Raw genomic sequence first — 21,721 nt, 5'->3', positions numbered from 1 at the left:
ATGAACCTGGCAGACCTCACCGACCGGTACCGCGATCGGCGCACCGCGCGGATCGTGGAGATCGACGCCGCTGGGCAGCGGCGGGAACTGACCCACGCCGAGCTGGCCGAGGCCGTGGACGAGCGGGTCGGGCGACTGCGTGCCGCCGGGGTGGGCCCCGGTGACGTGGTCGGCATCCGGGCCGGCAACAGCATCGACTGGGTGGTGTGGGACCTGGCGGTGCTGGCGCGCGGCGCGGTGCTCCAGGCGTTCGGCGACGAGACCACGATCGACGCGGGGTTCGCCGACCGGCACGGGCTGGCCCTGCTGGTCGACGGCGACCGGGTACACCCGACCGGCCGCCGGCCGCACCCGGTCGGCGAGATCCCGCCGGACCTGCACAGCCTGGTCTACTCCTCGGGCACCTCCGGCACGCTGAAGGGACTGCGGATCAGCCGGGCCGGCACCGAGTACGTGATCAGCCGGTTCGTGGACGCCTTCGCGGTCACCCCGGCCGACCGCCACCTGATCTTCCTGCCGTTGGCCAACTACCAGCAGCGGCTCTCCGTCTACTGCTGCCTGTGGGTGGGGGCCGACCTGGTGCTCGCGCCGTACCAGCGGGTCTTCACGGCGATCCGGCAGGAGCAGCCGACCTTCGTCATCGCCCCGCCGGTCTTCTACGACGCGGCCCGGCAACTGCACGCGCGGAGTGCGGCCGGCACGCCGTTGCCCGAGTTCCTGGGCGGCCGGATGCGCTTCATGATCACCGGCATGGCCCCGATCTCCCGGGCCACCCTGGACGCGTTCTGGGCCGGCGGGGTCCGCCTGCTGGAGGCGTACGGGATGACCGAGAGCGGCATGATCGCCTGGAACACCGCCGACGCGCACCGGCTCGGCACGGTCGGCCGCCTCATCGACCCGGACGCGGTGGAGTTCCTGCCCGACGGTGAACTGCTGATCCGGCGACCGGCCCCGTTGAGCCTCGGCTACTTCGACGTGCCGGCGGAGGTGGCCGGCGAGACCTTCCGCCCGGACGGCACGATCGTCACCGGCGACTACGGCCGGCTGGACTCCGACGGCTTCCTCACCCTCGTCGGGCGGAAGAAGGACGTGATCACCCTCGGCAACGGCCGGAAGGTGCACCCGGCCGAGATCGAGGCCCGCTTCACCGGCGTACCCGGGGTGGCCGACCTGATCGTGGTGCCGACCCGGTCGCACCGGCTCGGCGCGATCGTCACCCCGACGGCCGACTCCCCCGAGCAGCGGACCGCCGTGCGGGACGGCGTCGAGCGGGTCAACACCGGCCTGCCGAGCCACGAACGCCTCGCCGCCGTGGCGTTCAGCGCCACGCCGCTGCGCGGGGACCCCCGCTTCCTGACCGCCAACCTGAAGCTCAGCCGCACCGCGGCGGCGGACTGGTTCGCCGACCACGTCGGGGCGGACGAGCCGGCCGACTCGGCCCGCGTCGCGGTCGACGCTCCCGCCCAGGCGGGTTCCGCATGATCGTCGACGGGCACGTGGTGCTGGCCAGCGACCGGGTCATCCCCCGGGAGTACCTGGAGGAGCAGGCCGCGAACATCCACCACCGACTGGCCGCGCACGGGCGGGGCGGGAACCGCGCGGCGGTGACCGAACGGCTGCTGGCCATCCACTCCGACCACGACGCAGACCGCCTGGTCGCCGAGCTGGACGCCGCCGGGGTGGATGTGGCGTTCCTGGTGGCCGCCGACTTCTCGCACGTCTCACCCCGGGCCACGCCCCCGGACGAGCTGGCCCGCCTGCACGACCGGGTCTGCCGCCGGCACCCGGGCCGGTTCCGGGTGTTCTGGGGCGTGGACCCGCGCGCCGGGGCGGCCGGGCCGGAGGAGTTCGAGCGGACGGTGACCGGGTACGGCTTCGCCGGGCTGAAGCTCTACCCGCCGGCCGGCTACTCCCCCAGCGACCGGCGGCTCTACCCGTACTACGAGATCTGCGCGGCGCGCGGGCTGCCGGTGCTGACCCACACCGGTCCGGGCTGGGCGCCGCTGGACTTCACCTACGGCCCACCGCTGCTGGTCGACCAGGCGGCCCGGGACTTCCCGGGGGTGAACTTCGTCCTCGGCCACGGCGGGGTGACCCACGTGGAGGAGGCCTCGTACCTGTGCGCCCACCGGCCCAACGTCCATCTGGACGTCAGCCAGTTCCCGTCGATGCTGGCCGCCGACGGCTGGGTGGCGCACCTGAACCGACTGTTCCGCAGCGGCATCAACCACAAGATCGTGTTCGGCACCTGCTGGCCGTCGTACCGGATGTCGACGACCCTGCCGGCGGTGCTGGCCGCCTTCACCTCGGACGGCGTCTTCGCCGGCGTCCGTCCCTCCCACCAAAGAATGATCATGGGAGAGACCATCCTTCGCCTGGCCGGCGACCCGGTCGCCGCCACCACCCCGGGAGGCCACCAGTGAGTGTCGACGCGACCGTGTTGCAGGAGGAAGCGATCGAGTGGGTCCGGGAGTGGAACGAGGGTGACCTCCCGGTCGACCTGGACGCCGACACCCCCCTGCTGGCCAAGGGCCTGCTCGACTCGATGGGCATGGTCGCCTTCGTGTCGTTCCTGGAGGAGCGGTTCGACCTCCGGTTCGACTTCACCAGCTTCGTGCCGGGACCGAACGCGTCGATCCGCACCCTGCTCGACCACTGCCTCGGACGATGATCCACGACGGCCACTGCCACGTCGCCTCCACCGACTTCATCCCCCGGGCCTTCCTCACCGACGTCGCGGCGGGCATGCACCGGGGGCTCAGCGCGGTCACCACCGCACCGCCGCTGGCCACCCTGGTCGAGCGGTACGTCGCACAGCACCAGGACCACCACGCCGACCGGCTGGTGGCCGAGATGGACGCGGCGGGGGTGTCCACGGCGGTGCTGCTCGTCCCGGACTTCGGGCTGGTGATGTCGACCCCGCTGTCCCTGGCGGAGATGGCCCGGCGACACCACGGGATCCGGACCCGGCATCCCGGTCGGTTCCGGGTCTACCTCGGCGCGGACCCGCGCCGGGGCGAGGCGGGGGCGCGCGAGTTCGCCGACCTGGTGGACCGGTACGGCTTCGAGGGGATGAAGCTCTACCCGCCCTGCGGCTACTCACCGTCGGACCGGGCGCTCTACCCGTACTACGAGGAGTGCCGGGCCCGGTCGATGCCGGTCTTCGTGCACACCGGACCGACCGGGCGGAGCCTGAGCTTCAACCCCGCCCACCCGCTCCTGGTCGACCAGGCGGCCCGGGACTTCCCGGACCTGGTCTTCGTGCTCGGCCACGGCGGGGTCAGCCACGTCGACATCACCTCGTACCTGGCCCTGTACCGGCGCAACGTCTACCTCGACACCGGCGGCTTCGCCGGCTCGCCCGGCACGGGCTGGCCGCAGCGGTTGAACCAGCTGTTCCGGCTGGGCGTCAACCACAAGATCATTTTTGGTACGGACTGGCCGCTGAACCAGCTCACCGGCGGGCTGCCCCGGCTGCTCGCCGAGGTGTGCGACGGGTCCGAGGTCTTCGCCGGGGTGTCCCGGGGCGACCGGGACCTGCTGCTCGGCGGAAACCTGCTGCGGGTGCTCGCACCGGCGGACCGGCCGGCGCGGGCCGGGGCGGGACCGTGACCCGCCCGGCCGTCCCGCGGCGGCGGGTGGCGGCCGGGCCGGGCCCGGCAGGTGCGCCCCCGACGCCGTCAGGCCCCGGGCACCCCGGCGTACTGTCCCCGGACGATCTCGTCGAGGAACCGGTCCAGGAACTCCTCCAGGTGGTCGAAGGACTCCGCGCAGAACAGCACGGGCTGGTAGTCCTCGACCCGGTACCGCTGGGCGCCCATCGCCGCCGCGTCCAGCGGCCGGATCTGGGCCGCCGTGCGGAACTGGTCCAGTTCACCGATCGAGGAGAGCAGGCTCGCCCCGCAGGCGCGCACCTCGCCGTCCTCGCGGACCAGTCCGTACTCGAGGGTGAACCAGAAGACCCGGGAGAGCACGGACAGCGCCTCGTGGCTCTCCAGCCGCCGGGCCGCCGCCCCCACCCGCCGGTAGATCGCCGCGAGCCGGTCACTGGCCAGCGCGCTGCCGTGCCCGACCACCTCGTGGATCATGTCCGGCTCCGGGGAGAACCGGGGCGTCGAGCAGTGCCGGATGTACTGGGTCGCCTGGAACAGCCCGTCGGCGAGCGAACCGTAGAAGTCGCGCATCTCGACGATGCCGGCGGCCGGCCGGAAACGGAACCCGGTCAGCGCGGTCAGGCGCGCCGAGGCCGCCCCGAGCTGGGGCAGCCGGTCGGTCGGCAGGTCGAGTCGGCGTACGCCGTCGAGGAACTCCCGGCAGGCGTACCGCTGGTGCCGCTCCCGCAGCTCCGGGCCGACGATCCGCCACAGCTCGTGCTCCTGTTCGGTGTACTCCACGTCGGCGACCGGGCCGCCGGGCACGTGGTCCAGGGCGGCCTTCGCGATCCGCGCCCGGTGCCGTTGGTACGCCGGGTCGTCCCGGCCCGGGTGTCCATCGGCGAACACCACGGAGACCGTGCCGTTCTCCGTCCGGATCACCGGCGAGTACAACGTCGCTTCCTTGAACATCGTCGATTCCTCCCCCACGCCCGGCTCACGCGCGTCGAGAGACCGGCGTGGTGCCACACCCTCCGGCCGGTCCCGCGTTGCCATCGGATCGGGCGGCGGCATTTCCGCACCAGCCCGGTACGACCTCGTCCGCACAATTTCACGGGTGGTCACATGAACCGAGCATAACCCAGACGTCCACATAGTTGAGTGCCAGTAAATAAGTAGTGGAAAACGCTCCGGAATGAGCTGGAAACCGGCGGCGGGCGACACACGCTGCCCATTTGTGGCGCCACCGTTCCGGCCATTCCGCGTCTCGATCGGAGGGACCGTGCTGACCCGTACTCCCGTGTTCACCGCCGGCGGATCGGACTTCGACCCGACCGATCCCCACCTGTTCACCACCGACCGGCACCTGGAGGTCTGGCGGCAGGCCCGCAGCCGGCATCCGGTCGCCTGGCAGGAGTCGGCCGACGGCGGCTTCTGGTCGGTCACCGGCCACCGGGCGGGCAGCGAACTGCTCCGGCGGCCCACCGAGTTCACCTCGACCCTCGGCATGCGCCTGGGCAGCAGTCCGCAGGCCGTCCGCGCCGCCGCCGGACGGATGCTGGTGGTCGCCGACGGTACCGCGCACCGCCGGCTGCGGACCGCCCACTCGGCATGGTTCACGCCCCGGGCACTGGCCGGGCTCCGCGCCGACCTGCTCCGCCTGCTCGACGCGCGCCTGGCGGAACTGCTCGACCGGGGCACCCCGTTCGACGTGGTGGGTGAGCTGACCGCGCTCCTGCCGGCGTGGGCGCTGCTCGGCATGATGGGGGTGCCGGCCGCCGACTGGGACCACCTGGTCGGGCTGACCCTACGGGCCTTCGACGACGACGAGCGCGGCCCGGAGGCGGCGGCGGCCCGGACCGAGGCGCACACCGAGGTCTTCCTGTACTTCGGTGACCTGCTCGACCGGCGGCGCGCCGCGCCGGGCGACGACATGGTGAGCGCGCTGGCGCAGGCCGTGGTGGACGGCCGACCGCTGACGGACGAGGAGATCGTCCTCAACTGCGACGGCCTGATGAACGGCGGGTTGGAGACGACCCCGCACGCCGCCTCCGGCGCGATGCTCGCCTTCGCCCGGCACCCGGACACCTGGCGGCGGCTGCGCCACACCCCGGAGCTGGCCGACCGGGCGGTCGAGGAGATCCTCCGCTACACCTCACCGCCGATGCACGCGATGCGGACCGCCACCGTGGACGCCACCCTGGGCGACGCCACGATCCGGGCCGGCGACCGGGTGGTGGTGTGGTTCCCCTCCTGCAACGCCGACGACACCGTCTTCGCCGAGCCGGGGCGGTTCCTCCTCGACCGGTGGCCCAACCCCCACCTCGGGTTCGGTGGAGGGCCGCACTACTGCATCGGGGCGGCCCTCGCCCGGCTGGAGCTGCGCTGCCTGCTGGAGACCCTGGCCCGGCGGGTCGAGGCGTTCGAGGTCGCCGGTGCGGTCGTCCGCCAGCCGTCGAACTTCCTCAACGGCCTCCGCCGCCTCGACCTGGCACTGACCCCGGCCGGCACGGCGGCCGGGGCCGACCCGCTCACCGGGCCCCGGCACTCCGGGACGCCTCGATGACGTGCATCCCGGGTGGACCGGCCACGGTCCGCCCGAACACCCAACCCGCCCGCTCCAGCAGCGCCCGGTACTGCCCGAGGGTCCGTTCCCGCGCCCCCGGGTACAGCACCATCATCACCACGTCCGACCAGGCCTGGGTCGCCGCCAGCGGCCCCGACTCGGGGATCAGGTCCTCGAAGATCCGCAGCCGCGCGCCCGGGGACGCGCCCCGGGCGACCGCGCCGAGGATCCGGACCACCTCGTCGTCGTCCCAGTCGTGCAGGACCCGGGAGAGCAGGTACACGTCGCCGGCCGGCACCGGCGCGAAGAGGTCGTGCGGCCGGGTCTCGCTCCGGTCGGCCAGCCCGCGCTCCCGGAACCGGTCCACCGCCCGGGGCAGCACCTGCGGCTGGTCCAGCAGGATCCCCTTCAGCCCGGGCCCGGCGTCGAGCACCGCGGCCAGCAGCACCCCGCTGCCGCCGCCGACGTCCACCACCGTGCCGCCGTCGGGCCAGTCCAGCAGCGGTACGCACGGCAGCGAGAGCAGTCGGGCCTGCTCCGCCATCGCCTGGCTGAACACCGCCTGCTGGTCGGGACGGTCCGCCAGGTACTCCCAGAACCCGGTGCCCAGCACCCCGGGGACGGCGGGGCGGCCGGTGCGGACGGTGTCGACCAGCCGGTGCGCCACGTCGGAGATCCCGAGCGTGGCGAAGGTGGCCCAGACGGACATCGGATGGTCCCGCCGGAGCAGCTCGCCCCGGTCGGTGAGCCACACCCGGTCCGTCTCACGGTGGTGCACGACGATCTCGTGGCCGTCGAGCAGGCGCAGCACCCGGCGCAGCGCGTCCGGGTCGGCGGCCACCTCGGCCGCCAGGTCGGACACCGGCCGGGGACCGTCCGCGAGCCGGTCCGGAATCTCCAGTCTGGCGACCGCGCAGAGCGCGTGGAAAACCAGCCCGGACTGATAGACGTGGAACAGCTCAGCGATTTCCGCAATCGGCTCCCGGAACACCAGAAATCAACCTCCCCGCGATTGGACAACGAACGAAATCTAGCAAGGTTTGTCAATACGTACACCGGTTGGGTGGGCACGCGCGACGTCCCGGCGGACAACTGTCCGACGAGGACGGTGGGGAATCCGGAAAAGCACCGGCGGCCCCTTCGGCGTCCCCCCATGGCCGGTCGACCCGTGAAAGGATGCCGACGATGACGTCCCCTGTCCCCACGGTCGGCGGCGTGCTCCCGCCGGCCGTCGCGCCGGCCACGAGCGCCCGACTACCGCTCTCCTTCGCGCAGGAGCAGTTGTGGTTGGTGGACCAGCTCAGCCCCGGGGAGTCCGCCTACAACAGTCCCCTCGTCTACCGGTTGCGGGGGACGCTGGACGTCACCGCGCTCCGGGCCGCGCTGACCGCCCTGGTGGCCCGGCACGACGCGCTGCGGGCCACGTTCGGCACCGAGGACGGCACGCCGTACCAGGAGATCGCCCCACCGGCCCCGGCCCGGCTGGAGGTGCGCGCGGTGCCCGGCGACACCCCCGACGACCGGGAGACCGCCCTGCACCGGACGCTCCGGGCGGAGGTCGCCGCCCCGTTCGACCTCCAGGCCGGCCCGCTGTACCGCTTCCTGCTGCTCCGGGTCACCGCCGACGACCACGTACTCCTGCTGCTCCTGCACCACATCGTCACCGACGGCTGGTCGACCGGGGTGCTCCGGCGGGACCTGGCCGCCGGGTACGCCAGCGCGGTCGCCGGCCACCCCCCGCAGCTGCCGCCGCCGGGCCGCACGTACGCCGCGCACGTGCTGGCCCAGCGCGCCCGGCTCACGCCGGAGACGTTGGCGGCCGGGCTACGGCACTGGGAGCGGACGCTGCGCGACGTCCCACCGGTGGAGCTGCCCACCGACCGGCCCCGGGCGGCTGCCGTCGGACGGCCCGGCGCGACGGTCGTCCGGCCCCTGCCCGACGCGCTGGGACAGCGGGTGGCGGCGCTGTGCCGCGACCGCCAGGTGTCCCCCTTCATGCTGTTGACCGCGGGCCTGGCGGCGGTGCTCGCCACCGAGGCCGGCCAGGAGGACCTGTCTCTCGGCGTGCCGCTGCTCGGCCGGGCCGAGGCCGAGCTGGAGGACGTGGTCGGGCTCTTCGTCAACATGGTGGTGCTCCGCCTCGACCTGTCCGGCGATCCCACCTTCGACGACCTGCTGGACCGGGTCGCCGAGGCGAGCCTCGGGCTCTACGACCACGACGAGGTCCCCTTCGCGAAGGTGGTCGAGCGGGTCCGGCCGGTCCGCACCGAGGGGCGCAACCCGCTGTTCCAGGTCTGCGTGCAGCTGCTCGGCGCGGACACCACGGGGGCCGGACTGTCCCTGCCCGGCCTCACCGTCGAGCTGGTCCCGCCCCCGTCCGAGCGGTCCCCGTTCGACCTCTCCGTCGACTTCGCCGTCACCGGCGAGCGCATCGCCGTCCACCTCACGTACGCGACCGACCTGTTCGACCGGTGGCGGATCAACGCGCTGCTCGACCACCTCACCACCCTGCTGACGACCGGATGCGCCGACCCGGCCCGTCCGCTGTCGCGTCTCCCGCTGCTCTCCGCGCGGGAGCGGACGGCGCTGCTCGAACTCGGCGACGGTGGTCCGTTCCGGCCGGACGGACGTCCGCTGGACGCCCGGATCGCGGCGGTCGCCACCGCCCGTCCCGAGGCGGTGGCCGCGGTCTGCCGGGGACGGGAGCTGACCTACGGCGAACTGCTCCACCGGGCGGACGCCCTGGCCCACCGGCTGGTCCGGCACGGGGCGGGTCCGGAGCGGGTGGTCGCCGTCGTCGCCGACCGGGACCTCGACCTGCTCGTCGCCGTGCTCGGGGTGCTGCGGGCCGGGGCGGCGGTGACCGTCCTCGACCCGACGCACCCGCCCCGACGGCTGGGCCGTCTGATCGACACGGTCGACGCGCCGGTGGTGCTGGCCCGGTCCGCCCTGGTCGACCGGCTGCCGCCGCTGCCGGGTCGGGACGTGCTGCCGGTGGACGGCCCGGCGGCCGACCCGCCCGCGCCGGGGCCGCTGCCGGCGCACACCGCCGCCACCCTGGCCGCGGTGGTGACCACCTCCGGGTCGACCGGTCGCCCCAAGCCGGTGGCGCTCGACCACGCCGGCCTGGGCTGCTTCGTCGACCGCTACCGCCGGGCCCTCGACCTGGGGCCGGCCGACCGGATGCTCCAGTTCTGCTCGCTCACCTTCGACCTGGCCCTCGGCGAGGTGCTCACCGCGCTCACCGTCGGCGCCACGCTGGTGCTCGTCTCCCCCGAGGAGGGGTCCGCGCCGGACGAGGTGTCGGCGCTGATGCGCGCGCGTCGGGTCACCTACCTCGGGCTGACCCCGACCATGCTCGGCAGCCTCGATCCGGCCGGTCACCCCGACCTACGGGTCGTGATGAGCGCCGGTGAGGTGCTGACGACGGATCTGGTCGACGCCTGGAAGCTGCCCGGCCGCCGCATGGTCAACCTCTACGGTCCGACCGAGGTCTCGGTGGCCTGCACCGACCACGAGTGCGCCCCCGTCCCGGGGCACTGCCCACCGCCGATCGGACGTCCCCACCCCGGCCGCTGGCTGTACGTGGTGGACCGGTACGGGCGGCTCGCCCCCCGGGGCGCCCCGGGTGAGCTGCTCATCGGGGGCGTCGGGCTGGCCCGGGGCTACCTCGGCCAGCCGGCACGGACCGCGGAACGGTTCGTCCCCGACCCGTTCCGGCCCGGTGGCCGGGTCTACCGCAGCGGCGACCTGGTGCGCTGGAACGCCGCCGGCGAACTCGAGTTCCTCGGTCGCCTCGACGACCAGGTCAAGCTGCGCGGGTTGCGGATCGAGCCCGGCGAGATCGAGTCGGCGCTGCTGACCCACCCCCGGGTCAGCCGGGCAGCGGTGGTGGTCCGCCCCGACCCGCGCGGGGAACCCCGCCTGGTCGGGTACGTCAGCGCGGAGGGGCCGCCGCCCACCCCGGCGGAACTCCGCGCCCACCTCGACGCGGTGCTGCCGGCGTACCTGGTGCCGGGCGCGTGGTGCGTGCTCGACAAGTTCCCGCTGACCAGCTCACAGAAGATCGACCGGGCCGCGCTGCCGGACCCGGATCCCGTCACCGCACCGGGCGGCACCGCCCCGGCGGCCACCCCGACCGAGGCCGCCCTGGTGGCGATCTTCGGAGAGGTGCTCGGTGTGCCGGAGGTGGGCGTGGACGCCAACCTCTTCGCGCTGGGCGGCAGCTCGTTGCAGGGCATGCGGGTGGTCAGCCAGGTCAACCGGGCCTTCGGGGTGCGGCTGAGCCTGCGCCTGCTCTACGGCACCGCCACGATCCGCGACCTCGCCGCCCGGATCGACGGCACGACGCGGGGGGCGGTCAGGTGACCGACCGAGCGGTGCTGACCATCCGCGCCACCGGGCACCGGCCCCCGCTGTGCTGCGTACCGGCCATCTCCGGTTCCCCGTACCCCTACCTGCCGCTGCGGGCCCTGGTCGAGGCCGACCAGCCCGTCCTCGCCCTGGAGGCACCCGGATTCGACGACGGCCGTCCGCCGGCCGGCTCACTGCCGGAACTGGCGGCCGGCTACCTGGACTCGTTGCGCCGGGCCCGGCCCGACCGGGCGTACGCCCTGCTCGGATGGTCGATGGGCGGCGTGGTCGCGTACCACCTGGCACAGCGACTGCGGGCCGCCGGGTTCGGCGTGCCGGCGCTGGTCCTGGTCGACAGCATCGTGCCGACCCTGCTGCGGCACCCCGAGGGGTTGGCCCGGACGACGAGGTTCGTGGTGGACCTGCTGGCCACCTCGGGCCAGCCGGTCGAGCCCGCCCGGGCGGTACTCGCCGGGCTCCCGGCCGGTAGCACCCCGGAAGGGGCGTTCACCGCGCTGTCCCGGGCCGGTGTCCTCCCCGACGACCTCGACCACTCCTTCCTGCTGCACCGGTACGCGCTGTTCGACGCCCACCTCACGGCGCTGAGCCGGTACCGGCCCACCGGCGGATACGACGGACCGGTCACCCTGGTCCGCGCCGCCGACTCCTCCGCCGAGCTGATGCGCTGGGACGGCCTGGCCACGGACGTGACGGAGATCGTGGTCCCCGGCGACCACTACTCGATCTGGCGGGGCGAGGGGCTGGCCGCGCTCGGCCGGGCCCTGCGCCGCTGCCTGTCCACCACGTACGACGACCGAGGGCGCCCGTACGCCCGGAAAGGAACGGCCGACGCATGTCCTCCGCCACCTGGCGGCGCGTGACCGTACTGCTGGCTCTCGCCCTGTCCGCCTTCACCTTCAACACCACCGAGAACCTGCCGATCGGCCTGCTCCCGCTGATCTCCGAGGACCTGGACGTCACGTTCTCCTCGGTCGGCTACCTCGTCACCGGCTACGGCCTGACGGTGGCCGTCGTGTCGCTGCCGCTCGCCCAGGTGACCCGGGACCTGCCCCGCCGGTGGGTGCTCACCGGCGTGCTGGCGGTCCTCGTGATGTCCACCCTGGTCTCGATCGTCGCGGCCAGCTACTGGGTGCTGCTGACCGCCCGGATCGCGACCGCCGTCGCCCAGGCCCTCTTCTGGGCGGTGATGGCACCCGTCGCGGTGGGGCTCTTCGCCCCCGAGGTACGGGGACGGGTGATCGCCGTGATGTCGGTCGGGGGTTCGCTGGCCACCGTGCTCGGTGTGCCGGCCGGCACCTGGCTCGGGCAGCAGGGCGGCTGGCGGGCGCCGTTCCTGGTGCTGACCGCCCTGTCCCTCGCCGCGCTGGTGCTGATCGCGGCGCTGCTGCCGACCAGCCGCCCGCAGGACAGCCACGGCGCGTACGGCTCCGCCCCGCACACCGGCCGGTTCGTCGTCACGCTGCTGGCCACCGCCGTCTCGGTGACCGGCATGTTCGCCGGGTTCACCTACGTCGTCCAACTGCTCACCGACGTCACCGGCTTCACCGACGAGACGGTGAGCGCCCTGCTCTTCGTCTTCGGGCTCGCCGGCATCGCCGGGGTGAGCGGGGTCGGCCAGATCCTCGACCGGTTCCCCAACGGGTCGCTGGTGCTGACCATCGGGCTCCAGGCGGTCGCCCTGCTCGGCCTCTGGCTGTTCGCCACCGAGAAGGTCGCGGTGATCGCCATGCTCGCCCTGCTCGGCGCGTCGGCGGCACCGGTCTTCATGGCCACCCAGGCCCGGATCCTGGTGGTCGCGCCCGGGCGGACCGAGATCGGTTTCGCGGCCAACTCGGCGGCGTTCAACGTGGGCATCGCGGTCGGCGCGGCGGTGGGTGGACTGGTGCTCGCGCCGCTGGGCGCGCGCGGGGTGTTCGGCATCGGCGCGCTGGTCACCTTCGCCGCGCTGGCGGTCGTCGCGGGCGAGTCGCTGCTGGCTGACCGTCCGGGCGGAGGCCCCCGCCCGGACGGTCAGCCGTCCAGTCCGGCGGGACGGAAGGTCGCGACGTAGCGCTTCTGCCAGAACGTCTCGACCGCGCGGCGGTGGTAGTGCCGCCGGACGAAGGCCACCGCCTCGGCCGGCGGCACCCCGTCGATGACCGCGAGGCAGGCCAGGGCGGTGCCGGTGCGCCCCCGACCGCCGCCACAGGCCACCTCCACCCGCTCGCTCGCCGCCCGTTCCCACACCTCACGCAGCAGCGGCCCGACGGCGGCCCGGTCCCGGGGCAGCCGGAAGTCGGGCCAGGGCAGCCAGCGGCTCTCCCAGTCCACCGGCGGCGGTGGCGCACCGAGCAGGTAGACGGCGAAGGTCGGGGCGGGGCCGGTCGGCGGTCCCGCCCGCAGCCCGCGTCCGCGGACCAGCCGGCCCGACGGCAGGCGCAGCACCCCGGGGGCGGTCGGTTCCCACGTCGTGTCCATCAGGTGATGGTAGGGAGCGGGCGGTCCTGCGTGGACGGAAGGCCGGGCGTCGCTTGATCTGCTACGGTTCCGTGCTGATCTACGATCTCGAATGGCTTCCTCGAAGGGCCCAGACATGAACGTCGCCCTGTGGGTCACCGCGGGTCTGCTCGCCGCCGTCTTCCTGGTGATCGGTGGCATCAAGCTGGCCCGTCCCAAGGACCAGCTCCTCACCAACGGCATGGAGGCCCTGGAGCCGTTCCCGCCCGGCCTGATCAAGTTCATCGGCGCGGCGGAGGTGCTCGCCGCGTTCGGCCTGATCCTTCCCGGCCTGTTCGGCATCGCTCCGGTACTCGTGCCGCTGGCCGCCCTCGGCCTGCTCGTCATCATGGTCGGCGCGGTCGTCACGCACGCCCTGCGCCGGGAGGCCGGGCCGGTCCTGCGGAACCTGGCGCTGGTCGCCCTGCTCGTGTTCGTCGTCTGGGGCCGCTTCGGGCCGTACGCCTTCTGACCGCCCTGCCCGACCACCAGCCCGACCGGTAGCTCAGTCCAGGCCCATCGCCCGGACGTGCCGTTCCGCCGGGCCGGGTTCGCCGGCCGGCTCCGGGCCGAGCCGGTAGACGCCGCCCGCCCGGGAGAGGATCCGCAGGTCGACGAGGTACCGCCGGACCGTCACGTGGTCGACCTCTCCCCCGTCGCACCAGGCGCGGAGCCGGTCGTTGACGGCCGACTCCGGATAGTCGACGCCGGGCGTGAACGACCGCTCGGCGACGTGGCGCAGCCCACCACGAGTTCCTGCTCGCGTAGTCGACGCAGCGCCACCAGCGCCGCCTTCGCACCGAGGCCGGAGGCCGCCACGGCGGCGTCGGGCGTCACCGCCCCGAGCGCGACCGCGCCGAGGACCCGCAGCCGATCCGGCTCCGCCACCAACCGCACCACCGTCTCAGGAGTCACGCCCCCTTTCTTCCCGTTCCGCGCTCGTCCCTCAACAGGTTTTCCGTCGCCTGCGCCACCCGGTACCGTCCGGCTGTGCTCTTCCACATCGCCGAGGCGGCCGACTGGCAGCGGGCCCGCGAGGCCGGGGACTACCGGATGTCCACCCGGGGCCGGACCCTGGCCGACGAGGGCTTCATCCACGCCTCACGGCGCGACCAGGTCCTCGGTGTCGCCGAGGCCTTCTACGCCGACGCCGGTCCACTCCTGCTGCTGCACATCGACCCGGCCCGGCTCGCCGCACCGGTCCGCGACGACGAGGTGGCACCGGGGGTGGTGTTCCCGCACATCTACGGGCCGCTCAACCTCGATGCCGTCACCGCCGTGACCCCGCTGCTCCGGGCCGCCGACGGGGCGTTCCTCCTCCCCGACGAGCTGCGGTAGCGGCCGTCCTCTTGACCCGTCGTGGCAGCGTGTCTGTCGCACCGCAACGGACCAGGAGGACGTCATGTCCACGCCCGCGCAGAAGTCGGGGTCGCCCCTGCTCGCCATCGACGGTGGCATGCTCGTGGCCACCCTGCTCACCCTCGCCGGATATCTGCTGCCCTGGTTCCGCAAGGGCAGCGGGTACGCGTGGTCCTTCTCCGGCTGGGCGTACGCGTCACTCAGCGACGGGGGCGGCTGGACCCTGCTCACCTTCGGGTGGCTGCTGGTGGCCGGCGGGGCGGCCCTGCTGGCCCGGGGCAGCACGGCGGCGGCGATGACCGGTGTGGTCGCCGCCGTGGGCACCCTGGTCACCAGTCTCGCGGTGGTGGCGGCCAGCTTCGCCGTCGTCGGCGAGCAGACCGCGTTGAACCCGGTGGCGCAGTTGCCCTTCGGCATCGGCCTGCCGGTCATGGCCACCGGGCTGGGGCTGCTGCTGGCCACCTCGTGCCGGGCGATCGTCCGCGGCGAGGCCCGGGACCCGGCGCGCCTCGGCGAGCCCGACTGAGCACCGGCGACGACGCGTCGTCGAACAGTCACGAACCATCCGGCGGTTCGGGGAGACAGTCCGGGTAGACACTCTCTCCGAAGGGAAACGGCCATGAATCGCAGGATCCACCCGCTGGCAGCGGTGACCGGTCTGATCGCACTCCTCGCGCCCGGACTGGCGGCACCGGGCGCCGCCCACGCCCAGCCGGGCTCGGCACCGGGACGGTCGGCGCGCGACTGCACCCCGATCCGGCCCGAGTCCGACTTCTACGCCGGCGGACGGGTGGCCACCGTGCTGCTGGCCGTGCCCGACGACCCGACCTGCACCACCATCAGCGTCTCGCACGTCGTGGACGTGGCGGTGCCGACGGACCGCTGCCAGGACTTCCTCGTCGTCTTCTACCCCACCGACGGCAGCGAGCCGATCGCCACCGAGCCGGTCACGGCCTGCTCCCACGGCCCGCGTTCCCAGCCGGTGGTGCTCGCCACCGACGTGCCGGACGGCGCGTGGTACCGGGTGCTGTACGAGATCGACTACCTGGGCCAGGACGTCCGGTTCACGGTCCGGCACTGATCCGGCCGGGCCCGGTCGGCGCGGAGACACTCCGACGTCCGGCCGGGCCCGGTCCCGGGGTCAGCCGGCCCGGCGGGCCGCGCGGTGCAGGAGCAGGGCGGCCAGCAGGCCACCGACCAGGACGGCACCCGCGCCGACGGTCTGACCGACGACCACGGCCGAGGAGAACGCCTCGGCGACCGACTGGCGTTCCGGTTCGCTCCGGGCGGCGGCCATGGCCGCGGGGAACGAGGCGGCACCGGCCAGGGCGACCGGCAGCGCCGCCGTGAACCGCGCGTTCATCACCGCGCCGAGCACGGCCACGCCGAGGCTCGTGCCGACCTCCGCCATGGTGCCGTCCACCCCGGCCCCCGCACCGGCGCGGTCGGCGGGGATCGCGCTCATCACCGCCTCCACGATGGCCGGATTGGCCACCGCACAGCCGGCGCCCATCAGCACCAGACCGCCCAGCAGCACGCCGTAGCCGTCGGTCGGGGCGTGGGCGGCGACCACGAGCCCGACGGCGAGCGACGTCATGCCGGTGGCGATGGCGGCCGGGGTGCCGAGCACCCGGATGAGTCGGGCGGTGACACCGACCAGGTTGAGCAGGACCACGGTCAGCGCGAACGGCACCGTGCGCAGGCCCGCCTCCCAGGCCGAGTGGCCCCGGACGAACTGCAACTGCTGGGCCAGCAGGAACAGCGCGCCGGCGCTGCCGAAGGTGATCAGCACGACGCCGGCCACCGCACCGACGAACCGCCGGTCGCGGAAGAGGGTCATGTCGAGCATGGGATGCGGGACGCGCCGTTCCCAGCCGACGAAGAGGCCGACCAGCGTCACTCCGGCCAGTGCCGCGCCGAGCACCGGCCCGGAACCCCAGCCGTCCTCGGGTCCCCGGATGACCGCGTAGACCAGCGCGGTCAGTCCGGCGGTGGAGAGCACCGCCCCGACCAGGTCGAGGCGCCCGCCGGTGGCACCGTGCGACTCGGGCACCAGCAGCGCGGCGGCCACCACGCAGAGCAGCACGATCGGCACGTTCAACAGGAAGATGGCCGGCCAGTCGAAGTGCGCCAGGGCGAGCCCGCCCACCGGTGGCCCGGCGGCGAAGCCGAGCGCGCTGACCGCCGCCCAGATGCCGATCGCCCGGGGCCGCTCCTCGGCGTCGAAGACCTGCATGGCGACCGCCAGGGTGCCGGTGACCAGCAGGGCCCCACCGATGCCGAGGGCCGCCCGCGCGGCGATCAGCTGCCCGCTGGACTGCGCGGCCGCGGCGGCGAGCGAGGCGAGCCCGAACAGGACGAGCCCGGCCAGCAGCATCCGCCGCCGGCCGTAACGGTCGACCACGCTACCGGCGGTGAGCAGCAGGCCGGACTGCACCAGGGCGTACGCGTTGATCACCCACTGGATGTCGGCGGTGCTGGCGGCCAGGTCCCGGGTGAGTGCCGGCACCGCCACGGTGAGCACGGTGTTGTCGAGCACCACGACGAGTTGGGCGAGGCTGAGCACCCCGAGGATGAGCCAGCGGGTCGGCAGCCGGGTCGCGACGGCGTCGTCGCGGGTCGGGGGGCCGGCCGTGGCGGGTGCCACGGTCACCGGGCACCGCCTCCGGGACCGTCCGCCGGCGGGTGGACGGCTCGGGTCACCGGGCGGTCCAGTAGGCGAGCGAGGAGACCTGCTGTTTGCCGGCACCCAGGCCGCGCCGGAGGTGCCGGGCGATGGTCCGGTTGCTCGCCGCCTCGCAGGCGACCCAGTAGTACGCCCCGTCGGTGTCCGGCGGGATCGCCGCGCACACCGTGTCGACCAGGTACTGACCGCCGTCCTGGCGGGGCACCCACATCACCTTGTGGTGCCCCCGGGCACGCGGGGTCAACGCCTGTTCGTCGGTGTGGGCGTACTCCAGCCAGACCGTCGCCGGGACGTCCCCGGCGTGGTCGAGCAGGCTGTTGACCGCCGGCAGGGAGGCGGCGTCGCCGACCAGGTAGAGGTGGCGCGGGGCGGGGTCGGGCAGGGCGAACCCGGTGCCCTGGACGGTGGCGTCGATGGTGTCGCCGGGGCGGACGTCGGTCGCCCAGCGGGCGGCCACGCCGTCGTGCAGGGCGAACTCCAGGTGGAACCGCCCGGTCGCCGGATCCGGGTCGACCAGGGTGTACGCGCGCTGGTGCGCCTTGCCGTCGTTGTCGAACCACAGGCGGACCCACATCGTCGGGTGCACGCCGCACGCTTCCAGCAGCCCGCCACCGTCGACCAGCAGGCGTTGGTAGTGGGCGTTCACCGACTCGGACTCGAGCACGGTCAGCCGGAAGTCCCTGCCTCCCATGGCTTTGAGCACCAGGGCTTCCCAGTTCCGTTTCACGCGGTCCTCCCGTACAGTCCTGCCCAGTTAGGCAAGGCTAACCTAAACAACCGGTTCTGGGGAGAGGCGTCGTGCCGCGCACCGGACGACCCGCAAGACCATGAGATGAGGCACGTGATGTACCAGGAGACGATCCCCGGCTTCGGCACCCTGTCGCTGACACCGGTGGACCCCCCGGTCCACGCCGGACTGTTGCACGGCTGGGTCACCCAGCCCCGGGCAGTGTACTGGGGTATGGGCTCCTTCACGCCGGACGACGTCCGTGAGGTCTACGAGTTCATCGACGGCCTCACCACCCATCACGCCTACCTGATCCTGCTGGACGAGGTGCCGGTGGGCCTGTTCCAGACCTACGAGCCGGCGGCCGACCCGGTCGGCGAGCGCTACGAGGTGCGCCCCGGCGACATCGGCATGCACCTGCTGCTGGCCCCGCCGCCCGGCACGGGGCACGGCCTGACCACCGCGATCGGGCCGGCGCTGGCCCGGTTCCTGTTCCGCGACCCGGCGCACCACCGCATCGTGGTCGAGCCCGACGTACGCAACGAACTGGCGCTGCGCCGGCTGGAGCGGGAGGGCTTCACCTTCGACGACCAGATCGACCTGCCCGAGAAGCGCGCCCAGCTGGCCTTCCTCACCCGCACCCGCTTCGAGGCCGACCATCCGCAGCCGGTGGGCCGGTGACCGCACCGGCCGTGCGGGACTGGCCGGGTCCGTCCCGGGCGGGTCAGGCGGCGGAGTGGGCGTGGCGGGCGGCGCGTTCGGCCAGCCACAACCAGCGGCGCTGCACGTCAGCGGCGGTGGCGGCGACCATGGCCAGGGCGTCGGACCGGACGGCGTCGAGCGCCTCCGCCGTCGCCGCGTGGTCGTCCAGCACGGCCGCGCCGTCGGCGAACGCCTGCGCCTCCGCCGGGCCGCCGAACCGGGGGGCGACGTCGTCGCGCCAGAAGTCGGCCCAGGCCAGGTCCGGGTTCCAGGTGAACCGGGCGTACGCCAGGTAGCTGATCTCGTTCGTCGGGTGGTACGCCGACGGCTCGGCGAAGATGGTCAGCCCGCGCAGCCCGGCCGTCCCGGAGCGGGTGGCCATGTCGGCGTACATCTCCGGCACCCAGGAGTGCCGCTGCCGGTTCCACTGTGAACCCGCGTGGGTGCGCAGCACGTTGGTGGTGTGCGGAAGCCGGTCGACGTGGTCGGCGGTGAGCCGCTCCCGGTTGTCGTACCAGAAGCCCCGGTTCACGCAGTACTGGTAGGCGACGTCGTCGGGCAGGTCCGCGAGGGGCTTCTGCGCGTCGAGGTCGAAGATGTTGTCCCAGTAGACCTCGACCAGGTGCCGCAGCGGCACCCCGGCCGGGCCGGTCCGGCGGGCGGTGTCCAGCAGCGTCGGGTACACCGACCGCATCGCCTCGTACGACCACGAGGTGCGTTCCCCGCCGGTGCGGGCGGTGCACCGGGCGCAGGCGCAGCTGCCGTAGTCGCCGGTCTCGAAGTTGATCCCGCCCACCGGCAGGGTGTCCAGCAGCCAGTCGACGGCGTCGCGGTGCCAGGCCAGGTTGTCCGGCTGGGACGGGCAGGCGGCCATCATGTACTCGCTGGCCGGGAAGTGCAGGTCGCCGAACTCGTCGATGTCGAAGCCGACCTTCTTCGGCAGTTCGGCGGCGAGGTCGGGGCGCTGGCGCAGCCAGGTGGCGAGGTTGTAGCGGTGCCGGCCGTCGAAGTAGATGCCGCCGTAGGCGTTGACCCCGATGCCGGCGACGATCCGCACGCCGCGCTGGTTGGCGTACTCGCACAGCTCACGGGCCGCCTCGACGCCACCGTGGGCGTCGCGCAGCAGCCCGTACACGACGATGCCGCCGATCCGCTCCCGGCTACAGAAGTCGACCAGCCGCCGGTAGTCCGCGCCGAACGCCTCGGCCGACTTGGCGTACGGGTTGAGCGCGCCGATCTCCTGCTGGCCTAGCTGGCGCAGGTCCCAGTTGGTGGAGTGGTCCCAGGTCCAGAGGGTGCGCAGCGGCAGGCCCGGCGACCCGGTCCGGACGCCCACCGGCACGCCGGCCGGGGTGGCCAGGTCGGCCAGTTCCCGGGCGGCGTACACCAGCCCGGCGAAGGGGTCGCCGACGAGCCGGATCTCACCGGTCCCGGGCACCTCGACCCGGTAGCCGCCCTCGGGCAGGGCCGGGTCGACGGCGAAGCGGACCGGCACCCCCTCGGGCGACCGGCCGAGGGCCTCCTCCACCAGCCGGGCGGCGTACGGCGCGGACTCGGCACCGTGCACCCGCACCCCGGCGATCCGGCGGTACTGCGACATCATGACCTCCCGAGGGACTGCGGGGTGGCGGCGAGGTACTCGACCACCTCGATGGCCGTCCAGACCCCGTGCTGCCAGTACGGATCGTGTGCACAGCGGGCGCGTGCCGCGTCGGCGTCGGCGGCCCGCAGGACGAGGACGGAGGCGCCCAGGTCGGCCCGCGCCCCGGCGACCAGGGCGGTGCCGTCGGCCAGCAGGGACGCCACGTGGGCGAGGTGGGCGGCGCGGTGCGGCTCCCGCCGGGTGGCGGCGTCGGCGGCGAACGTGGCGGTGACCAGGAAGGTGGGCTCGAACCTCACGTGCCACCCCCGATCGCCTCACCGAGACGCTGCATGGCCACCCGGTAGACGGTCTGCGGCCGGCCCGCGCCCGTGCTGACGTGCAGCCCGACCTCCTCGGCGAAACCCGCCGCCCGCAGCGCCTTGAGCAGCCGGCGGGCGGAGCGGGCCTCCACCCCGTACGCGTCGGCCAGCCCTCGCGCGGTCACCTGGTTCGGGTCCATCTGGTGCAGCGCCTCCAGCAGCCGGCGGGTGGACAGCGGCCCGAGCCGGAGCTGCTCGGAGACCCGCAGCACGCCCGGCGCGGTCTCCCGGAGCCGCTGCTTGACCGGGCTCTCCCGGCTGGAGTAGATCTCCCCGTCCGGGAAGACCACGTGGGTGTCGCCGCTGCTCCGGCCGAGCGCCAGCGCCTTGCGGGCGTTGTCCTCGGCGGCGGCGATGGTGGTGCCGGCCCCGAAGCCGACGGTGTGCTCGACGTCGACACCGCGCAGGGTGAGCAGGGAGGCGTGCCCGGCCCGGAACCGGGCGATGGCGCTCTCCACGGTGCCCCGGGTGGTGGTGATGAGCATCGTCCGGTCGTCGATCGTGCCCAACCGGCCGCGCATCCGCTCGGCGTGCTCCAGCAGCGCCTCGCGCAGCCGCAGCCGCGCCCGTTCCGCCTGGTACGGATCGACCTGGCGGCTCGCCGGCTCGGCCAGCTCGATCATCATCACCGCGATCTGGGTGCCCCGGGACTGGCGTACCTCGGCGGCGAGCCACGCCCGGCGCAGCGCGTCGCGGACCGAGGCGCGGGTGTGCTCGACGCGCCAGACCGGCACCCCCGCCTCCCGCAGGTCCCGGTGCACCGCCCCGAGGCAGGTCAGGCAGGCCTCGACCGCCCCCGAGGCGTACCGCTCCCGGTGGTACGCGGTGATCTCGTCGAGGCCGGAGAAGAGCAGTCCGGAGGAGTCGGCGATGGGCAGGATCTCGGTCGGCGGGATCTGCTCGATGTCGTGGTAGGTCTCCCGGACGACGTCGGCCTCGATGGTGTCCACGCTGACCCGGGGCAGCCGCCCACCGGTGGCCAGCAGCATCCGGGACAACGTCCGGTAGAGGTCGATGCCGGCGTGCGGCACGAAGTCGATCTCGGCGCGCAGCCCGCCGGTGGCGGCGGCGAACGCGTACGGGATGCGTCCGGTGAAGAGCATGACCTGGCACAGCTCGTCGAGTTCCCGGGCCAGGTCGGGGGCCTGTTCCGGCCGGGTGTACGCGCGGACGGTGAGGTCGGCGGCGCGCTGTTCGCCCTCGGCGACCTCCTGGACGAGCCGGATCGAGTCCTCCGGGCCGATAATGCCGATCACTGTGCTGCCTCCACGTCGTCG

General features: G+C 73.8%; 23 protein-coding genes. 13 read left to right on the top strand and 10 right to left on the bottom strand.

Going from position 1 to position 21,721, the window contains the following annotated elements; translation table 11 throughout:
* From IGA62_RS21660 to IGA62_RS21645, 4 genes are read left to right on the top strand one after another with little or no spacing between them, the layout of a single operon-like run.
* Positions 1 to 1,482, top strand: a complete 1,482-nt coding sequence (locus tag IGA62_RS21660; protein WP_145819099.1) for an AMP-binding protein — start codon at positions 1 to 3, stop codon at positions 1,480 to 1,482.
* Positions 1,479 to 2,423: an amidohydrolase family protein gene (locus tag IGA62_RS21655; RefSeq protein ID WP_145819100.1), complete on the top strand. Its 945-nt coding sequence runs from the start codon at positions 1,479 to 1,481 to the stop codon at positions 2,421 to 2,423. The genes IGA62_RS21660 and IGA62_RS21655 overlap by 4 nt, the downstream gene beginning before the upstream one ends.
* Positions 2,420 to 2,671, top strand: a complete 252-nt coding sequence (locus IGA62_RS21650; RefSeq protein ID WP_145819101.1) for an acyl carrier protein — start codon at positions 2,420 to 2,422, stop codon at positions 2,669 to 2,671. The genes IGA62_RS21655 and IGA62_RS21650 overlap by 4 nt, the downstream gene beginning before the upstream one ends.
* Positions 2,668 to 3,612, top strand: a complete 945-nt coding sequence (locus tag IGA62_RS21645) for an amidohydrolase family protein (RefSeq protein WP_145819102.1) — start codon at positions 2,668 to 2,670, stop codon at positions 3,610 to 3,612. The genes IGA62_RS21650 and IGA62_RS21645 overlap by 4 nt, the downstream gene beginning before the upstream one ends.
* Positions 3,613 to 3,680: 68 nt before the next feature.
* On the opposite strand, the gene IGA62_RS21640 is transcribed toward IGA62_RS21645, so the two are convergent.
* Entirely contained in the window at positions 3,681 to 4,565 is an 885-nt protein-coding gene (locus IGA62_RS21640) for a phenylalanine 4-monooxygenase (RefSeq protein ID WP_186499969.1), read from the bottom strand.
* Positions 4,566 to 4,875: 310 nt separating this feature from the next.
* Here IGA62_RS21640 and IGA62_RS21635 point away from each other — a divergent pair, with 310 nt between their 5' ends.
* Complete coding sequence (locus IGA62_RS21635) at positions 4,876 to 6,159, top strand: cytochrome P450 (RefSeq protein WP_186499971.1); 1,284 nt, start codon at positions 4,876 to 4,878, stop codon at positions 6,157 to 6,159.
* On the opposite strand, the gene IGA62_RS21630 is transcribed toward IGA62_RS21635, so the two are convergent.
* The gene (locus tag IGA62_RS21630) at positions 6,125 to 7,150 is read right to left on the bottom strand and encodes an ArsR family transcriptional regulator (protein WP_145819105.1); all 1,026 of its coding nucleotides are present in this window, start codon (positions 7,148 to 7,150) and stop codon (positions 6,125 to 6,127) included. The two genes, IGA62_RS21635 and IGA62_RS21630, sit on opposite strands and share 35 nt — an antisense overlap.
* A gap of 194 nt (positions 7,151 to 7,344) precedes the next feature.
* Here IGA62_RS21630 and IGA62_RS21625 point away from each other — a divergent pair, with 194 nt between their 5' ends.
* Genes IGA62_RS21625 through IGA62_RS21615 form a run of 3 tightly spaced genes read left to right on the top strand, consistent with a single transcriptional unit; the run spans position 7,345 to position 12,583 of the window.
* Positions 7,345 to 10,527, top strand: a complete 3,183-nt coding sequence (locus IGA62_RS21625; RefSeq protein WP_145819106.1) for a non-ribosomal peptide synthetase — start codon at positions 7,345 to 7,347, stop codon at positions 10,525 to 10,527.
* The gene (locus tag IGA62_RS21620) at positions 10,524 to 11,393 is read left to right on the top strand and encodes a thioesterase domain-containing protein (protein WP_145819107.1); all 870 of its coding nucleotides are present in this window, start codon (positions 10,524 to 10,526) and stop codon (positions 11,391 to 11,393) included. Before IGA62_RS21625 ends, IGA62_RS21620 begins: the two co-directional genes overlap by 4 nt.
* The gene (locus tag IGA62_RS21615; RefSeq protein WP_145819108.1) at positions 11,366 to 12,583 is read left to right on the top strand and encodes an MFS transporter; all 1,218 of its coding nucleotides are present in this window, start codon (positions 11,366 to 11,368) and stop codon (positions 12,581 to 12,583) included. Before IGA62_RS21620 ends, IGA62_RS21615 begins: the two co-directional genes overlap by 28 nt.
* Here the strand turns inward: IGA62_RS21615 and IGA62_RS21610 are convergent.
* Positions 12,544 to 12,990 (bottom strand): protein-tyrosine phosphatase family protein, encoded by a 447-nt coding sequence (locus tag IGA62_RS21610; protein ID WP_145819109.1) that lies wholly within the window; start codon positions 12,988 to 12,990, stop codon positions 12,544 to 12,546. The genes IGA62_RS21615 and IGA62_RS21610 overlap by 40 nt on opposite strands.
* Before the next feature lie 115 nt (positions 12,991 to 13,105).
* Between IGA62_RS21610 and IGA62_RS21605 the strand changes: the two genes are divergently transcribed.
* Positions 13,106 to 13,480, top strand: coding sequence for a DoxX family protein (locus IGA62_RS21605; RefSeq protein ID WP_145819110.1), 375 nt, complete (start codon positions 13,106 to 13,108; stop codon positions 13,478 to 13,480).
* 33 nt (positions 13,481 to 13,513) lie between these two features.
* On the opposite strand, the gene IGA62_RS21600 is transcribed toward IGA62_RS21605, so the two are convergent.
* The gene (locus IGA62_RS21600; RefSeq protein ID WP_145819111.1) at positions 13,514 to 13,750 is read right to left on the bottom strand and encodes a DUF2087 domain-containing protein; all 237 of its coding nucleotides are present in this window, start codon (positions 13,748 to 13,750) and stop codon (positions 13,514 to 13,516) included.
* Complete coding sequence (locus IGA62_RS21595; RefSeq protein WP_145819112.1) at positions 13,642 to 13,923, bottom strand: hypothetical protein; 282 nt, start codon at positions 13,921 to 13,923, stop codon at positions 13,642 to 13,644. Before IGA62_RS21595 ends, IGA62_RS21600 begins: the two co-directional genes overlap by 109 nt.
* A 75-nt stretch (positions 13,924 to 13,998) precedes the next feature.
* Here IGA62_RS21595 and IGA62_RS21590 point away from each other — a divergent pair, with 75 nt between their 5' ends.
* The 3 genes from IGA62_RS21590 to IGA62_RS21580 all read left to right on the top strand — a co-directional run bounded on the left by IGA62_RS21590 (position 13,999) and on the right by IGA62_RS21580 (position 15,448).
* Positions 13,999 to 14,346 carry a DUF952 domain-containing protein gene (locus IGA62_RS21590; protein ID WP_145819113.1) on the top strand — a complete coding sequence of 116 codons (348 nt, stop codon included), beginning with the start codon at positions 13,999 to 14,001 and terminating at the stop codon, positions 14,344 to 14,346.
* A gap of 64 nt (positions 14,347 to 14,410) precedes the next feature.
* Positions 14,411 to 14,893: a hypothetical protein gene (locus IGA62_RS21585; RefSeq protein WP_145819114.1), complete on the top strand. Its 483-nt coding sequence runs from the start codon at positions 14,411 to 14,413 to the stop codon at positions 14,891 to 14,893.
* A gap of 93 nt (positions 14,894 to 14,986) precedes the next feature.
* Positions 14,987 to 15,448 carry a hypothetical protein gene (locus tag IGA62_RS21580; protein ID WP_145819115.1) on the top strand — a complete coding sequence of 154 codons (462 nt, stop codon included), beginning with the start codon at positions 14,987 to 14,989 and terminating at the stop codon, positions 15,446 to 15,448.
* A gap of 60 nt (positions 15,449 to 15,508) precedes the next feature.
* On the opposite strand, the gene IGA62_RS21575 is transcribed toward IGA62_RS21580, so the two are convergent.
* Positions 15,509 to 17,020, bottom strand: coding sequence for an MFS transporter (locus tag IGA62_RS21575; RefSeq protein ID WP_232624729.1), 1,512 nt, complete (start codon positions 17,018 to 17,020; stop codon positions 15,509 to 15,511).
* A 46-nt stretch (positions 17,021 to 17,066) separates the two neighbouring features.
* Positions 17,067 to 17,780, bottom strand: a complete 714-nt coding sequence (locus IGA62_RS21570; protein WP_145819116.1) for a siderophore-interacting protein — start codon at positions 17,778 to 17,780, stop codon at positions 17,067 to 17,069.
* Between the two features lie 114 nt (positions 17,781 to 17,894).
* Here IGA62_RS21570 and IGA62_RS21565 point away from each other — a divergent pair, with 114 nt between their 5' ends.
* Entirely contained in the window at positions 17,895 to 18,461 is a 567-nt protein-coding gene (locus tag IGA62_RS21565; protein WP_145822085.1) for a GNAT family N-acetyltransferase, read from the top strand.
* 43 nt (positions 18,462 to 18,504) lie between these two features.
* Here the strand turns inward: IGA62_RS21565 and IGA62_RS21560 are convergent, their stop codons facing one another.
* From IGA62_RS21560 to IGA62_RS21550, 3 genes are read right to left on the bottom strand one after another with little or no spacing between them, the layout of a single operon-like run.
* Entirely contained in the window at positions 18,505 to 20,082 is a 1,578-nt protein-coding gene (locus IGA62_RS21560; protein ID WP_145819117.1) for a hypothetical protein, read from the bottom strand.
* Entirely contained in the window at positions 20,082 to 20,381 is a 300-nt protein-coding gene (locus IGA62_RS21555; RefSeq protein WP_145819118.1) for a YciI family protein, read from the bottom strand. Before IGA62_RS21555 ends, IGA62_RS21560 begins: the two co-directional genes overlap by 1 nt.
* A complete protein-coding gene (locus IGA62_RS21550) occupies positions 20,378 to 21,700 on the bottom strand; it encodes a helix-turn-helix domain-containing protein (protein ID WP_145819119.1) in 1,323 nt (440 codons plus the stop codon). Before IGA62_RS21550 ends, IGA62_RS21555 begins: the two co-directional genes overlap by 4 nt.
* Between the last annotated feature and the right edge of the window lie 21 nt (positions 21,701 to 21,721).

The organism is Micromonospora sagamiensis (assembly GCF_014680085.1).
In the GTDB taxonomy this organism is placed as follows: domain Bacteria; phylum Actinomycetota; class Actinomycetes; order Mycobacteriales; family Micromonosporaceae; genus Micromonospora; species Micromonospora inyonensis.
This window is presented reverse-complemented; position numbering and strand designations above follow the sequence as displayed.